Genomic DNA, 14,325 nt, shown 5'->3' with positions numbered 1-14,325 from the left:
CACACCCGCGCCTGAGACCAGGCCCACACATCCTCACCGAAGTGCGTGGGCCTGGTCTCCCCGGCACTCAGCGGGTCACGGGTGCTTGCGAAAGGTCTCCGTCAGCGCCCGGCCCTGGGCCTGTGCCGGGGCGGGCATGCCGAGCAGCGCGGAAATGGTCGGCGCGATTCCACCAGCCGCGGGTTGTCCGGGCGGGCGTTCGGCCGGATGTCCTTGCCCGCGATGAGGAACCCGGGGTGGACCACGTCCAGATCATGCCGTGGTATCCGCGGGCGTGGCCGGGTCTCCCACTTGGAACGACCAGCCGGTCTCCGGCTCGGCGACCAGATCGCCGAGCCCGTCACCGCCGTGCAGCGTGGCCAGCTCGGCGCTGTCGTACACGTGAGTCACGTGCGGGACGCCGGCGAGGACGGAGCGGACCTTCTCCACGTCGGCCGGGGTCTGCCGGGCGCCCAGCAGATAGACGTTGGCGACACCCCCGACGACCATGACCAGGTCCGTTCCCGCCGCCGGGGCCTGTCCCCGAGTGCGTCGAGGTCGTCACAGTACAGGGCCAGCACGTCCGGCATCGTGTCGACGGTCACGGTCGTACCGCCGGAGTTCACCGGCCTGTGGGCGATCAGATCCAGCGCGGCGTTGGTCCGGGTATCGCATTTACCTCCCGGCTGCACGTACACAGGTGCTTCGGGTCGCCGTAGACGGTGCCGTGGTTCTGCACCGCGTAGAACTGCACCGCCGCGAACGTGCCGCCCGCCTGGGCGACCGATTCGGCGATGCTCTGCACGTTCATCACCCGCGTCTGGCCGAAGGCGGTGTTCGTCGTGCGGTCGAGGCCGTACGCGACGTTGCCGTGCACCTCGGGCCAGGCGCCGATGGCGACCGTCGTCCAACTGGGGTTGGAGAGGGTCGGAAAGGTTCCGGTCGCCTCGGTCAGCCTGCCCTTCTTGGTCAGGGCCGACAGGTTCGGCGTCTCGGTGGTGGACAGGTATAGGCCACGTCACAGTGCGAGGACGTCGCGGATCGCCTGCGCCACTGCCTCGGGGCGGCGGAACGGCAGCGTGACGTGCCCCGCGTCCTCCACGATGCGGTTCTCACCGCGCGGGACGGAGGCGGCGAACTCGTTGTAGAGGCGCGTTTTGCCGTCGTTTTCCGCCTGGAGCAGACCCTCGGAAGTGCCCGCCGACACTGCCTGCTTGAACGGGTCGATGGCTGGCGCGGTTAGGATGATCATCGGTACGTCGGGCAGCGGGCCCGCGGCGCGGATTTCGTCGTGAACGGCTTGGATGTTCGCGGCCTCCCGGATGCCGGTGAGCAGCCATTCACGGCTCACGTGGCTGTCGACGAGTGGCTCGCGCAGGCCGGCCGGCCAATGGGCCATCTCCTGTTCGAACAGGACGCGGTAGAACTCCAGGATCTCTCTGGGCAGCTCGTCGGAAAGTCCGTTGGCGGGGTCCCATGCGTCCCATCGTTCGACCAGCTCGCGAGGCATGTAGGCGCGGTAGTCCTCGTGGGCCGGTTCCATCAGGACAAGCCCGGCGACCTCGTCGGGGAAGCGGGTCGCGTAGTGGCGGGCGTACAGGCCGCCCAGCGAGTGTCCGGCGAGCACGTAGGGCCCGGGGATTTTCGCGCTGTGCAGGAGCGCGCGGAGTTCGTCGGTGACCTCGCTGGACGCGCGGGGGAGGTCGATGCTCTCGCTCCAGCCAGTCCCCGCCCGGTCGTAGAGGACGCTCGTGGTGAAGGCGGCGGCTTGCCGCTGAGCGTCCCAGTAGTCCATGGCGACCGCACCGGCTCCGGGGATGAACACGACGGCGGGGGCGCCGCTCCCCTCTCGATGCAGCAGCAACTTGCGGCCGTTCACGTCGTAGTACTCGCCTAAGGGTGGCTTCATGATCTTCCTTTTCTCTAATCCCAATTTTGGGAATGGTACCAAATGTGGAATCGTAGCGGTATGGACACGGTGACCCTGCTCTTGCATCCAGTGCGCCTGCGAATCGTGCACGCCATGTCGGGCGGTCGCGCTCGTACGGTCGGTGACCTGTGCGAAGACCTGGCCGACGTGCCGAGGACCACCGTGTACCGGCATGTCGGGCTGCTGGCCGAGGCGGGCGTGCTCGAAGTGGTCGGCGAGCAACGGGTGCACGGCGCGGTCGAGCGCACCTACCGGCTGCAACGAGCCCGGCCGCTGATCGACCGCGAGATGGCCGCGTCGATGTCACTGGAGGACCATCGCAAAGCGTTCACGACGGCGCTGGGGGTGTTGCTCAGCGAGTTCAACGCCTACCTCGACCGGGAGGAAGCAGACCCGTTCGCCGACTCGGTGGGCTACACCCAGTCCACGTACTGGCTGACACCCGACGAGCTTGCGGGCCTGATCAAGCAAGTGCAGGCTGCGATGCTGGCCTACCGGGGCAACGGGCCGGCGGAGGGCCGCCGGCCGTACTTGCTGAGCCCGATCCTGTTCCCCACCGGCGGCCCCACCACCGAAGGCCACGCATGAGCCTCGCGGGAGGTAGGACGCAGCGCTGTCATAGCAGTGACACGGAAACGGGCTGCGGGCGGAGCACGCCGTACCGGAGGGCACCCTTCGGATCAGCTCCCCCGGGTGCCCACGGTCTCGCCTGAGGTGATCGCCGCGTTCTTGATCTGCTGTGCATCGCCGTGGCTAGCCTGGCCGCCATGAGAGCTATTGGCTTCATCGAGTTCGGCGGCCCGGACACGTTACACGTCGTCGACGTCCCCGAGCCCCACGCCGGTCCAGGCGAAGTGCGCATCCGCGTCCACGCGGCGGCGGTGAACCCCAGCGACATCGCGCTGCGGGCAGGCCATTTCGGGCCGCCCAGGGATCAAGCGCCCTACATACCGGGAATGGACGCCGCCGGGGAGATCAGCGAAGTCGGCGAGGGCGCGCCCTGGCAGGTCGGGGACAAGGTGATGGCCCTCGTGGTCCCCACGGGACCGAACGGCGGCGCCTACGCCGACCAGATCGTCGTACCGGCCGAGTCTGTGGTCCGAATGCCGGAGGGGGCGGACTTCTTCGCCGCCTCAACGCTGCCGATGAACGGGCTCACCGCCAAACTGACGCTCGACCATCTCGACCTCTCGCCAGGCCAGACGATCGCGGTGACCGGCGCGGCCGGCGTCTACGGCGGCTACGTCGTCCAGCTCGCGAAAGCCGCCGGGCTGCGCGTCCTCGCCGACGCCTCGGCGGCCGACGAGCAAATGGTGCGCGACCTGGGCGCCGACGTGGTCGTGCGCCGCGGTGACGACGTCGCCGACCGCATTCGTGAGCTGTGCCCCGAAGGCGTCGACGGTGTCGCCGATGGAGCACTCCTCAACGAGCGCATTGCTCCCGCGGTCCGTGACGGTGGCGGCATGGTCGTGCTCCGAGGCTGGGACGGCGACCCCGGACGCGGCATCACGGTGCACAAGGTGCTGGTGGTCCTTTCGGTCAAGGACACCGCCTCGCTGGATTGGCTGCGGCAGCAGGCCGAGGCGAGGGCCGTCACGCCGCGGGTCGCCCGGGTGCTACCGGCTGAGCAGGCCGCCGAGGCGCACCGGCTGCTTGAAGCCGGCGGTATCCGTGGGCGCCTGGTGCTTGGCTTCAGCTCCTGACCGCGCAATATCTCCGCCGAATGATTGCTGCCCTCTCCTGTCATCAGAAGAGGGCAGCAAGGTGATTTCAAATTCCGGGCGAGACCGACGCCTTCGCCCTGCGTGACAGTAAGAACCCGGATGCCGGGACTCTCCGCTTCACCGGTGCCGAGCTTCGCGCGGCCGGCCTGACCACACTGTAGGAGCACGGTGGCCCCTGCCCGGTGATAGCAGGCAGGGGCCACCCCCACTGTACGGAGCGTCATGCACCTGCACTGCTACGTGTGGAGCGGCATCGGGGAAGAGCTGCGCAGCGAGGCCGAGCGGCGGCCGCCGCTGCCGCCCGCCGACCCCGGTCAGTTCACGAGCTCCCCGCTGCCGCCGATGCGTACGTGCGACTGGCTGCTGAAGCCGGCCCGCCGGATCGACGCCTCCCCGGCCACTCCCGACGACGCGCTCGCGTGGCTGACGGAGCGCTACCGGTCGATGAAGAGTTCCTTCCTCCGCCCGCCGGACGAGGCCCGGATCGGGCTCGACGTCCGGCTGCACAACGCCCGCGAGGCACTCGCCAACGGCGTCGACGTGCAGTGGGGCATCTGGCTGACCGGCGGCCGGTTCCTCACCTGCGGCGTGGTGTGCTGCTCCCCCAACCGCCACGCCGCCTACCGCTGCCCCGCCTCCTGACTCTTCTCATTCAGTCCAGGACGAGGAACTGCTTGCCGTCGATCAGCTCACGCACCGCGTCGAGATGGCCGGCGTGGGTCGCCGTCTCGACGAGGACGTGGAGGATCGCCGCACGTAGGTCGCGCGGCGGCCGGTCGTCGCGGTAGTCCGGCCACCAGCGCGGCGTCTGGTCCAGGCCACTCAAGGCGATCACCTCGCCGGCGCGGGCCGTCTCCTCACGGTAGAGGTCGAACACCTCCGAGGCGGGCCGGTCGCCGGGCACCTGCCATGCGTCCGTCGGGGTGGCGAACGAGGCCACCGCTTCGGGGTCGGCGCCGAAGACCGCACGGAACCAGAAGCGCTCGACGTCGAGGGCGAGATGGTTGACGAGGCCGACGGGGGTCCAGCCCGACGGAAGGACGGGGCGCCGGAGGTCGGCTTCGTCCAGGCCGCCGAGGATGTCGAGGACGTGCTGCCGTTTCCAGTTCAGGTAGCCGAGGAGGGATTCAACCTCACTCGACGCCGGTGACGAGCTCACGTGCGATCTCCCTTTCGGTCACTCGGTCGCGAGGGCGTCGAGCAGCCGCTGGAGGGCCGCGCCGTCGCCTGTGGTCTCCAGCCGCTCCCCGATCCGGCCGGGCGGGGTCCCGTCGATCACCAGGGCCTTGAGACCGGCCGGATCGGTCCGCAGGGCCGCGTCCCACCGATCCGGCTCGCCCCTGCGGATCGTGAGTTCGCCGCCGGACACGCGGAGGGTGAAGACGTCCTCGCCCACGTCGACCAGGAACGTGGCGTCGAGGTCGCCCAGCCGGGCGGGGTCGAGGTGGCTCTTCAGCGCGAGCATCAGCGAGTCGATCCCGAGGGACGCCGTCGTCTCCTTCAGCGGGGACCGCCGGCCCCATCGACCCAGGTGCACGAGGATCGGCTCCAGGTCGTGGCCCCACTCGGTGAGCTCGTAGACCCATGCGCGCGCCGGCGGGCCCAGCTTGCGCCGCCGGATCACCCCGCCCTCCTCCAGATCGCGCAGCCGCTGCGAGAGCACGGTCGGACTGGCGTTGGGCAGGCCGCTCTGCAGGTCGCTGTAGCGCTTCGGGCCGAAGAGCAGGTCCCGGACGATCATCAGCGCCCAGCGCTCGCCGACCAGGTCGAGAGCGCGCGCCGCGGCACAGGGGTCGCCGTACGTGCGTGCCGTGGTCACGCGCTCATCCTACTCAACCCGGAGCAGGTGCTTGCTTTCCCGTAGTGCGGCCATGAAGCGTCAGCCGGGCGTCCCGGCCGGGGAGCTGTGATACGCCTCGACGAGCCATTCGCCGTCGCGCCGCACGAGCGTCCAGGTCGCCAGCTCCCACCGGTCGGCCGGCGGCTCCGCCTCCCCCGCGAACACGGTGACGCTCCGCGTGATCACGACGGCCACGTCCGGAGTGGGAAACCGGACGCTCTCCGTCGTGTGGACGCGCCTGGAGTCTTTCAGCGGCCCCGCGAAGGCGGCCCCCATCGCGGAATGGATGCCCTCCCTGCCCCGCAGGTGGACCCCGGGCAGGATCACGGTGGCGTCCCGCGCGTACCGGCCCGCGAACGCGCCGCCGTCGCCGTCCGACCACGCGGCCGACGTCGCCTCGAACAGGGCCCGTACGGCGTGCTCCTCGGCCGGCTCGATGGCCACCTCGTGAAGTTCCGAACTCATACCATCCTCCAGTGATTGCGGCCGTCGTGGGGCGGCCGAAAAGCGGTCTAGAGCACCAAAAGCGGCTTGCCGCCGTGACCGGGCGCCTCGGCCAGGTGGACAGCCTCCAACGCGCGCTCCACGGGGATCGCCTGCCCCTCGGGGACGGTCATCGCCGATTTCTCGACCAGCGCGATCACCTCGCCCAGCTCGCGGCGCGCGACCTGTGGAGGCGTGGTGGCGAACCAGCGCGACAGGAAGAACCCGCGCACGCTCCTGCCACCGAAGATGATCGCGTCGGCGGGCACGGGAATGCCGAGCATGGCCGGGTCGGTCTGGCGGTGCGTGGACAACGCTCCGTAGACCACGAGTTCCCCGCCGGGGGCCAGCGCCCGGAGGACGTCGGCCCCGACCCGCCCGGCCACGCAGTCGATCGCCTTGGACATCGGGTGGGCGGCGGTGAGCTGGGCCAGCCGTTCCGGCAGGTCCTCGTCTTCGGTGCAGACGACCTCCGTGCCGCCGAGAGCCCGGATCCGGTCCACCGCGGCCCGGCGGCGCACGACGTTCACTGTGCGGAAGCCCAGTTGGCGTGACAGGTCGAGGACGAGCTGCCCGACCGTGGAATTGGCGGCCGTCTGCACGAGCCAATCGCCGGGCCCGAGGTCGAACCCGGTGACCAGCAGCCACGCGGTGAGCGGAGAGACGATCAGCTGGGCCGCGGTGGAGACGCTCAGCGAATCGGGCACCGGAAGGACCTGCGCGGCGTCCGCGACCACGAACTCCTGCCAGGTCCCGGTCACACCGACCGTGGTCACCCGCTGCCCGAGCCGCAGCCCGTCCTCACCGTCCTCACCGGCCCCGGCGCCCGGCCCGAGCGCGGCGACGGTGCCGGCGCACTCGAGTCCGGGCACGGCCGGGAACGGCGGCGCATAGCCGTACCGGCCTCGGATGACGTGTAGGTCGCCGGCGTGCACCGGCGCCGCGTCCACGCGCACGAGGACCTGTCCCGGTCCGGGCTCGGGCACCGGCACGCGGCGAACCGTGAGGACGTCGCCCGGCTCGCCGACCTCCTGTGCGACCACGGCCCGCATCGTCACCACCGCCCGTCGCCACCCGCCTGACCGAGGAACGCCGCCGCGTGGCCGCGGGCGAACTCGGCGAAGGTCGTGGGCCGCACTCCGAAGGTCCGGTGGGTCTCCAGCCGCACCTCGGACTCGGGACGCCGCCCGCGCTCGGCGAACAGCTCACGCAGGATCCGGATGGACGGTTCGGGCATCCCCGCCTCCTCGCACTCGCGCAGCTTGTCCTCCAAAGGCAGCTCCACATGGCGGAAGGCGGTTCCCGTCGCCGCCGAGATGTGCTCGACGACCTCCTTCATCGTCAGCGCCTCCGGGCCGGTCATGTCGTACGCCCTGCCCTCGTGGCCGTCGGAGTTGAGCAGCGCGACCGCGACCTTCGCGACGTCCCCGATGGCGACGGGCGCCAGCCTGCTGTCGCCGATGGACATGCGCAGCTCCCGCCGGTGCGGATCCACCCCGGTGAGGGTGCCGGGCAGGTAGAACTCCATGAACTGACTCGGGCGCAGATGGGTCCAGGCCAGGCCGGACGCCTCGAGGTGGCGCTCGATCTGCAGGTGCTCATGCGTCCCGATGAAGCTGTCGGGATCGAACCCGACGCCCGACTCCTTGCCGGAGTACTTCACGATGTGCGGCACGCCCGCGGCCTTCGCCGCGTCGATGAACGTGCACTGCGTCTCCACCATCCGCTCCCTCGGGGAGGAGATCATGAGGACGCGCTCCACGCCGCGCAGGGCGGCCGTCAGGGTCTCGGGACGCAGCATGTCGCCCTCCACCACTTCCACGCCCGGCAGCCCATGGAGCTTCCTGGCCTTGTCCGGGTTCCTGACCAGCGCTCGGACGGGCGCGTTCTGCCGGGCGAACTCCTGGACCACGATCGATCCACTGAGCCCCGTCGCTCCGGTGACAAGAATCATGACTACGACGCTAGTAGCTTCTACTACGGAAAAACAAGTAACTTTTCGGAGTGGTCAGGCCCCGCCGGTCACTTTGATCGCCTGTCCGGTGATGCCGGTGTTGGCGGCCGAGCCCAGGTAGACGACGGCGCCCGCGACCTCGGCGGCGTCGAGCAGACGGCCGATCGGAGCCCGCGCGCTGTAGTGCCCGCCCCACTGCTCGGCCATCGCGACGTTGGTCTCGGTCCTGGTGAACCCGGGCATGACGACGTTGGACAGGATGTCGCCGTCCTTCCCCAGCCCGAACGCGGCGGACCTGCTGAAACCGTGCAGTGCCGCCTTGGCCGCCCCGTAGTACTCCCCCCCGGGCATGCCGTCGACCGCGATGCTCGACGAGATGTGCACCATGCGGCCCCATCCGCGCTCTCGCATCGACGGGACGACCGCCCGGCTGAGCCGCAGCGCCCCCTCGACGTTGGCCCGGATCACCTTCTGCCACCTCTCGTCGGGCACGGCGTCGAAGGAGAGGCCGGCGTCCGGCTCGGCGGCGCCCCAGTGCACGGCGTTGTTGACCAGCACGTCGATCCGGCCGGACCAGGCGAGCACGCTCTCGACCAGGCCGCGGGCCGCTTCGTCGTCGTCCAGCTCGTACGGGGCGACGAGCGAGCGTCCGCCGACCTCCTTGGCAAGCCGCTCCGCGCCCGCCTGCGAGTGGTGATAGGCGAGCACCACGTCGGCCCCTTCGGCGGCGAACCCGCGGGCGATCTCGCGCCCGATGCCGCCGGAGGCCCCCGTCACGACGACCGTACGGCCGGTGAGTCCCAGATCCATTTCAGTGCTCCTCACGAAACGACAGTGGAAAACCTTGAGCAGCGCCAAGGATCCGGTGACAGGGACCGCCGGAGGGAGGCCGGGCCGAGACTGGCCCCCGCAGGGCCACGATCGGAGACGAGACCAGTCGGTAGCCTGCGAATCGTGAGCGACAACACTCTGGGCGAGTTCCTGCGGGCCCGCCGCGAGGCCGTCACCCCCGCCGAGGTCGGGCTGCCCGGCGGCGGCCGCCGCCGCACTCCCGGCCTTCGCCGTTCCGAACTGGCCACGCTCGCCGGGATCAGCGTCGAATACCTCACCCGGCTTGAGCAGGGACGTGATCGTCACCCGTCGGTGCCCGTGCTCGCCGCCCTCGCTGACGCGTTGCGCCTGTCCGCCGGCGACCGCCTCCATCTGCTCCACCATTTCAAGGCGGCCGATGGCGCCGGCCGGCTCGTCGGCCCGTGCCAGGGGCCGCCCGCGCAGTCGGTCCGTCCCACCGTCCGGGCACTGCTCGACCGGCTCGAACCCGCCCCGGCAGTGGTCGTCAACCGGCTCGGTGACGTGCTCGCCCACACGTACGGCTACGAGCGGCTCGCCGGGCCCATCGGATTGCCGGACCGCCGGCCGCCCAACCTGGTGCGGTACGTCTTCGCCGACCCCCGGGCCAGAGCCGCGTATCCCGAGTGGGACCGGGTCGCCGATGAGCGGCTCGCCGGGCTGAAACCAGGGGTCTCCCGGAAGGACCCGCACGTCGAGCACCTCGTCAACGAGCTGACCCTCGCCGTCGGCGCGCCCTTCACCGGCCGGTTGGCGACTGCGTCCGGCCCGTCCAGGCGCACCGGCCTCGAACGGCTGGCGCACCCGGAGGCGGGCGAACTGCGGCTGGCCTACGAGACCCTCGGCCTGTCCGACGACGACAGCCAGCTCCTGATCGCCTACCTCCCCGCGGACGACGCCACCGCCGCCAGGCTCGACCGCCTCACCGGCCGCCACCCCGGCGCCCTTCGCGCCGTCACGGGCTGATGATCTCGGGGCTAGTGTCGAAGAGCATCGAGGGGAGGCGGCACAGTGAGCGCGCTAGAGGTACGGCTGCGGCCGGTGCAGGAGGACGATCTCGACATCTTCCGGCGGTTCGTCACCGAGCCGGGGCTGATCGGCCTCGACTGGGCGGGATTTCGCGACGCTCAGGCCCCGGCGCGGCGCTACGCCAAGGACGGATACCTGGGCGAGGACGACAGCAGGCTCATCGTCGAGGCCGACGGCACGGCCGCGGGCCTGGTGAGCTGGTCGGCGCGGGGGGTCGGGCTCTCCCGATTCTGGGAGATAGGGATCGCCCTGCTTCCTGACCGGCGGGGGCGCGGCGTCGGCTGGCGCGCTCAGGCGATGCTGTGCGACTACCTGTTCACCCACACCCCGGTCGAGCGCATCCAGGCGTTCACCCATCCGGAGAACATCGCGGAGCAGAAGTCGCTGGAGAAGGCCGGATTCACCTTCGAGGGCGTCCTACGCGCGGTGGAGTTCCTCCGCGGTCAGTGGCGCGACGGCTGGATGTACAGCAGGCTGCGAAGCGATCCGTACCCGGCGAATCTCTAACAGATCGTCACTCTGTCGAGCCACTCGCCGATGAGCGCGGCCAGCAGCCCGGTCTGCTCGTGCGGCAGTGCGTGGCCGGCCCGGTCCAGGACGGCGTACGTGGCATGCGGATATCGCTCCACCAGCTCCCACGCACCGGCGTACCCCACCGTGGCGTCCTGGCGGCCGGTGAGGATCAGGGTCGGGCCCGGGTACGCGGAGGTGTCGCTCAGCCGCCATTGTTCGAAGACCCGCCCAAGGCCGTCCCGGTCGACCAGCGGTAGGGCCGGAGCCACGTGCTCACGGAACCGTTCGAGAGTGGCAGGCGTCTGCACCACGAAGTAGTCGCGGAACTGGGCCTGCTCGGCCGGGCTCAGCGCGTCGGCCACGTCGGCCGAGGCGTGCTGCACCTCGTGTGCGGGCACGTCACGCGCGTCCTCGCCGAGGGGGCAGATCAGCGCCAGCCCCGCGACCTGGGCCGGGCGCCGGGCGGCGACCCCCCTGGCCAGATATCCGCCGAACGAGTGGCCGACGACCGCGAACCGCTGATCGCCGGCAACGGCGTCGACCAGACCGAGCACGAGATCGAGGACGTCGTCGGAGCCGCGGAGCCGGTCGGCCACCGGAGTGCGCCCCATGCCCGGCAGGTCCGGATAGACGCGCCGATAACCGGGCCGGTCGCGGAAGACGGGTTCCAAGGCGCCGACCATCTCGCGATGGTCCACCCCCGCTCCGTGCAACGCCAGAACGGGCATCCCGTCGCCGTGCTCGGCGAAATGCACCGGTACGCCGCTGATCTCCACTTCCATTCCGTCAACCTAACCGGATCAGGCGGTGGCCGATCGGGAAACGAGCCACTGCTCCCGGGTGATCGCGTACTCGACCTCACCGAGCTCGCTGCCGGGGAGCGGCTCTTCCCAGTCCATGGGGAACGTACGGACGTACCGCATGCCGATCGCGGTCATCGTCGCGCGGGAGGCGGCGTTGACCGCCATGGTCTCGGCGAAGACACGGTTCAGTCGAAGATCTTCGAATCCGTAGCGAAGGAGCTCACGGGCCCCCTCGCTGCCCAGGCCCTGGCGCCAGCAGCGCCGCAGGAGCCGGTATCCGAGTTCGGCCTGTCCTTCGGCCGGGCCCTGGTCGGCACGCGCGGGCGGCTCAAGAAGCCACCAGCCGACGAACCGGCCGTCCACGAACCCCACCCAGAAGCCGAGCCCGGCGGCGTCGTGCGCGGCGGCGAGCCGCTGCCGATGGAGGACCTCCACTTCCTCACGGCTACGCGCGCGGCCGGTGAGATAGCGCATGACCTCGGGATCGGCGTCGAGTTCGATCTCGTGCTCGAGGTGTTCGTCGGACAGCGGGACAAGCGTGATGCGGTCGGTCTGCAATATCGGCTGGGACACGCGGGCGATTCTCGCGCGTGACCCGCTTTCCGGTCATTCCATTTTCCCGGGGGACGTCGGCGACCGGAGTGCGGCCGTCGTCCGCTCCGGCGGTACTCCGAATGACCCGATCCCGGCTCGATCACAGCATCATCCCGGGTGAGATACGCGCGCGGCCGGGCTCGGAGCTCTGCTGCATGATGACTCGTCGGCCTATTTCGAGGAGTCATCGTGTATCCCGCACCACCGCTCACACCTCTGCGTCCGATACGGGGCCTGGGGACGGCGGCCGTCGTGATGCTGGTCGTCGACGCCGCGGTGCGCGTGCTCGCCTTCGCCGTCGACGTGCAGCGCATCGTGCTCATCGACAGGTTCCTGGCCGACATGAATTCCGTTCCCCTCAGCGATCTCGAAACCAACGACAGGTTCTATGCGATGTCCGGGCCGGTGGAGACCGTCGCCTACTACGCCACCGCCGTCATGTTCCTGATCTGGCTGTTCCGGGCCAGGGCGAATGCCGAGACGCTGAGCCCGTGGCCGCACCGGCGCGCCAGACCCTGGCTGATCTTCGGGTGGTTCGCGCCGATCGTCAGTCTCTGGTTCCCGAAACAGATCGTCGACGACATCTGGACGTCTTCCAGGCCGGGCGCCATCCAGGAGACCGGAAGCCTCGCGGCCGCCCGCCGTTCCGGTCTTGTCTGGGCCTGGTGGCTGGCATGGTGGGTCACCTCGTTCGTGACGAGGGGGCTGAGCGTGTTGTTCGCCAATTCCAAGGAGTTGCCGGCCATTCGGGATGCCGCCCTTTTCGGCATCGCCGGCAACGTCCTGACCATCGGGGCCGCCGCCCTGGCCATCGCGGTCGTCCTGACGATCACTCGTTTCCAGGACGACCACCGCCGGGTCGCCTTCTGGCCGTCCTCGTACGCGATGTGAGGCGTTAGAGCCAGCCGTGCTCGTCGGCTATCAGGGCGGCCTCGGCGCGGGTGCCGGCGCCGGTTTTGCCGATCGCCGCCGACAGGTGGTTGCGTACGGTCCCTGCCGACAGGTGCAGGCTCCGGGCTATCTCCGCCACGGTCCCGCCCTGCCGGGCCGCGCGCAGGACGTCGCGCTCCCGCGCGGTCAGCGGGCTCGACCCGCTGGCGAGCGATTCCGCGGCCAGGGCGGGATCGACCACGCGCAGGCCCGCGTGGACCCGGCGCACCGTGTCGACCAGGTGCTCGGGCGGCGCGTCCTTCACGACGAAGCCCGAGGCGCCGTTCTCCATCGCCCGGGCGAAGTAGCCGGGCCGCCCGAAGGTCGTGCAGATCACCACCCGGCAGGACGGGAGCGCGGCACGCAGGTCGGCCGTGACCTCCAGGCCGTCCCTGCCCGGCATCTGCACGTCGAGCAAGGCCACGTCCGGCCGGCTGCGCCGCGCCGCCTCGACGACCTCCTCGCCCGAGCCGACCTGGGCCACCACCTCGATGTCGGGCTCCAGCGCGAGCATCGCCGCCAGCGCTCCGCGTACGAGCGCCTGGTCGTCGGCGAGCAGCAGCCTGATCATGCGCGGCTCGCCCGCAGCCGGAAGCCGCCCGCGGGCAGCGGGCCGGCCTCGACCCGCCCGCCGACCGCACGCAACCGCTCGGCCAGGCCGGACAGGCCGTTGCCCGGCTTCGCCGGGTGCCGCCCGGGGCCGTCGTCGCGCACCTCCAGCCAGTCGTCTCCGAGCCGCACCTCGCACCGGGTGGCGCCGCTGTGCCGGATCACGTTGGTGACCCCCTCTCTCAGGACGTACGCGAAGGGCTCGGCCAGCTCGGCCGGTACGTGGTCCGCGGACGGCGGGAGGATCGGGCTGATCCCGGCGGCCCGCAGCGCGGCGCGGGCCCCCGCCAGCTCGGCGGCGAGGGACGGCCGGCGGCGGCCCGACACGGTCAGGCGCACCTCGCCGTGCGCCTCCCGGGACAGCCGCTCGACGTCGCGCAGCTCGGCCAGCGCGCGTTCGACGTCGCCGCCGCTCTCCAGTACCCGGCGGGCCAGGCCGGTCTTCACCGTGATCGTGGTCAGGCTGTGCCCGAGCACGTCGTGGAGGTCCCTGGCCAGCCGGTCGCGCTCCGCCGCCGCGGCCAGCGCCGCGATCTCCTCGCGGGCCTGGCCGAGCTGGACGACGAGCCGGATCAGCAGCACCACGGCCACCGGGATCACGACGGCCGGGAAGAGGCCGCCCATGAGATTCCAGTGGATCGGCCCGGGCGTCGCCCACTGCACGAGTGCCTGGGCCGTCCCGATCCCCAGGCCGAGGAGCACGGCCCACAGCGCCGGGAACAGCCACGCCGCCGCCGCGAGCACGAAGCTGAAGAGGCCGGCGTGGCCGAGGTAGAGCGGGCCGCCACGCAGCAGCGCCGCCACGACCGCCAGCGCGAACAGCGTCCCGACGAGCAGGATCCGCCGCCGGGGCGGCAGGCGGGGCCCGGCGGTCATGGCGACGAGCCACCCCGCGCCGTACAGGGGGAGGACGGCCCCGAGCGCCGCATCCGGCCCGCCGGCCTCCGGGCGCAGGATCTCCCAGAGCGGCCACAGGAGGAAAAGCGACAACACGACGACACCGCGTACGCGAGCCGAGCGGGCCCCCGGCCGGGCCGGGTTCCACGCCGGCCAGGCGGAACGCCCCCATACGCCCTGCTCGCCCACGT

20 protein-coding genes are annotated in these 14,325 nt (G+C 71.0%); 7 read left to right on the top strand and 13 right to left on the bottom strand.

The window, feature by feature from the left end; translation table 11 throughout:
• Nucleotides 1-252 precede the first annotated feature (252 nt).
• The 3 genes from BXA11_RS04770 to BXA11_RS04760 form a co-directional block, all read right to left on the bottom strand.
• Nucleotides 253-489, bottom strand: coding sequence for a hypothetical protein (locus tag BXA11_RS04770; RefSeq protein WP_076432983.1), 237 nt, complete (start codon nucleotides 487-489; stop codon nucleotides 253-255).
• Between the two features lie 130 nt (nucleotides 490-619).
• Nucleotides 620-985 (bottom strand): alkaline phosphatase family protein, encoded by a 366-nt coding sequence (locus tag BXA11_RS41895; protein WP_143734073.1) that lies wholly within the window; start codon nucleotides 983-985, stop codon nucleotides 620-622.
• A 12-nt stretch (nucleotides 986-997) separates the two neighbouring features.
• On the bottom strand, nucleotides 998-1,888 hold the full coding sequence (locus tag BXA11_RS04760) for an alpha/beta fold hydrolase (protein WP_076432979.1): 891 nt from the start codon (nucleotides 1,886-1,888) through the stop codon (nucleotides 998-1,000).
• A gap of 60 nt (nucleotides 1,889-1,948) precedes the next feature.
• Here BXA11_RS04760 and BXA11_RS04755 point away from each other — a divergent pair, with 60 nt between their 5' ends.
• From BXA11_RS04755 to BXA11_RS04740, 4 genes are all read left to right on the top strand, one after another.
• Entirely contained in the window at nucleotides 1,949-2,497 is a 549-nt protein-coding gene (locus tag BXA11_RS04755) for a helix-turn-helix domain-containing protein (RefSeq protein WP_076432977.1), read from the top strand.
• Between the two features lie 179 nt (nucleotides 2,498-2,676).
• Nucleotides 2,677-3,612 carry a quinone oxidoreductase family protein gene (locus BXA11_RS04750; RefSeq protein ID WP_076432975.1) on the top strand — a complete coding sequence of 312 codons (936 nt, stop codon included), beginning with the start codon at nucleotides 2,677-2,679 and terminating at the stop codon, nucleotides 3,610-3,612.
• Between the two features lie 71 nt (nucleotides 3,613-3,683).
• Nucleotides 3,684-3,794 (top strand): DUF397 domain-containing protein, encoded by a 111-nt coding sequence (locus tag BXA11_RS45705; protein WP_076433178.1) that lies wholly within the window; start codon nucleotides 3,684-3,686, stop codon nucleotides 3,792-3,794.
• 61 nt (nucleotides 3,795-3,855) lie between these two features.
• Nucleotides 3,856-4,275, top strand: coding sequence for a hypothetical protein (locus tag BXA11_RS04740; protein ID WP_076432973.1), 420 nt, complete (start codon nucleotides 3,856-3,858; stop codon nucleotides 4,273-4,275).
• Nucleotides 4,276-4,285: 10 nt separating this feature from the next.
• Here BXA11_RS04740 and BXA11_RS04735 read toward each other — a convergent pair whose 3' ends face one another.
• The 6 genes from BXA11_RS04735 to BXA11_RS04710 are packed head-to-tail and all read right to left on the bottom strand — an operon-like array spanning nucleotide 4,286 to nucleotide 8,720.
• Nucleotides 4,286-4,792, bottom strand: coding sequence for a DinB family protein (locus BXA11_RS04735; RefSeq protein ID WP_076432971.1), 507 nt, complete (start codon nucleotides 4,790-4,792; stop codon nucleotides 4,286-4,288).
• A gap of 18 nt (nucleotides 4,793-4,810) precedes the next feature.
• Entirely contained in the window at nucleotides 4,811-5,452 is a 642-nt protein-coding gene (locus BXA11_RS04730) for a winged helix-turn-helix transcriptional regulator (protein WP_076432969.1), read from the bottom strand.
• Nucleotides 5,453-5,512: 60 nt separating this feature from the next.
• Nucleotides 5,513-5,938, bottom strand: coding sequence for an SgcJ/EcaC family oxidoreductase (locus BXA11_RS04725; RefSeq protein ID WP_076432967.1), 426 nt, complete (start codon nucleotides 5,936-5,938; stop codon nucleotides 5,513-5,515).
• Nucleotides 5,939-5,985: 47 nt separating this feature from the next.
• On the bottom strand, nucleotides 5,986-6,999 hold the full coding sequence (locus tag BXA11_RS04720) for a zinc-dependent alcohol dehydrogenase family protein (protein ID WP_204053442.1): 1,014 nt from the start codon (nucleotides 6,997-6,999) through the stop codon (nucleotides 5,986-5,988).
• 11 nt (nucleotides 7,000-7,010) lie between these two features.
• The gene (locus BXA11_RS04715) at nucleotides 7,011-7,910 is read right to left on the bottom strand and encodes an SDR family oxidoreductase (RefSeq protein WP_076432965.1); all 900 of its coding nucleotides are present in this window, start codon (nucleotides 7,908-7,910) and stop codon (nucleotides 7,011-7,013) included.
• Nucleotides 7,911-7,964: 54 nt separating this feature from the next.
• Nucleotides 7,965-8,720, bottom strand: coding sequence for an SDR family NAD(P)-dependent oxidoreductase (locus tag BXA11_RS04710; protein ID WP_076432963.1), 756 nt, complete (start codon nucleotides 8,718-8,720; stop codon nucleotides 7,965-7,967).
• Between the two features lie 144 nt (nucleotides 8,721-8,864).
• Between BXA11_RS04710 and BXA11_RS04705 the strand changes: the two genes are divergently transcribed.
• Both BXA11_RS04705 and BXA11_RS04700 read left to right on the top strand, forming a co-directional pair.
• Entirely contained in the window at nucleotides 8,865-9,725 is an 861-nt protein-coding gene (locus BXA11_RS04705; RefSeq protein WP_076432961.1) for a helix-turn-helix domain-containing protein, read from the top strand.
• Between the two features lie 45 nt (nucleotides 9,726-9,770).
• Nucleotides 9,771-10,295: a GNAT family N-acetyltransferase gene (locus BXA11_RS04700; RefSeq protein ID WP_076432959.1), complete on the top strand. Its 525-nt coding sequence runs from the start codon at nucleotides 9,771-9,773 to the stop codon at nucleotides 10,293-10,295.
• Here the strand turns inward: BXA11_RS04700 and BXA11_RS04695 are convergent.
• Both BXA11_RS04695 and BXA11_RS04690 read right to left on the bottom strand, forming a co-directional pair.
• A complete protein-coding gene (locus BXA11_RS04695) occupies nucleotides 10,292-11,083 on the bottom strand; it encodes an alpha/beta fold hydrolase (RefSeq protein WP_076432957.1) in 792 nt (263 codons plus the stop codon). The two genes, BXA11_RS04700 and BXA11_RS04695, sit on opposite strands and share 4 nt — an antisense overlap.
• 18 nt (nucleotides 11,084-11,101) lie before the next feature.
• A complete protein-coding gene (locus BXA11_RS04690; protein ID WP_076432955.1) occupies nucleotides 11,102-11,677 on the bottom strand; it encodes a GNAT family N-acetyltransferase in 576 nt (191 codons plus the stop codon).
• Between the two features lie 210 nt (nucleotides 11,678-11,887).
• On the opposite strand from BXA11_RS04690, the gene BXA11_RS04685 reads away from it, so the two are divergent.
• Nucleotides 11,888-12,589 (top strand): DUF4328 domain-containing protein, encoded by a 702-nt coding sequence (locus tag BXA11_RS04685; protein WP_076432953.1) that lies wholly within the window; start codon nucleotides 11,888-11,890, stop codon nucleotides 12,587-12,589.
• Between the two features lie 4 nt (nucleotides 12,590-12,593).
• On the opposite strand, the gene BXA11_RS04680 is transcribed toward BXA11_RS04685, so the two are convergent.
• Together BXA11_RS04680 and BXA11_RS04675 are read right to left on the bottom strand one after the other, a co-directional pair.
• Nucleotides 12,594-13,199: a response regulator transcription factor gene (locus tag BXA11_RS04680; RefSeq protein WP_076432951.1), complete on the bottom strand. Its 606-nt coding sequence runs from the start codon at nucleotides 13,197-13,199 to the stop codon at nucleotides 12,594-12,596.
• A complete protein-coding gene (locus BXA11_RS04675) occupies nucleotides 13,196-14,323 on the bottom strand; it encodes a sensor histidine kinase (RefSeq protein WP_076432949.1) in 1,128 nt (375 codons plus the stop codon). The genes BXA11_RS04680 and BXA11_RS04675 overlap by 4 nt, the downstream gene beginning before the upstream one ends.
• Nucleotides 14,324-14,325 lie beyond the last annotated feature (2 nt).

This window comes from Microbispora rosea (assembly GCF_900156315.1).
In the GTDB taxonomy this organism is placed as follows: Bacteria; Actinomycetota; Actinomycetes; order Streptosporangiales; family Streptosporangiaceae; genus Microbispora; species Microbispora rosea.
This window is presented reverse-complemented; position numbering and strand designations above follow the sequence as displayed.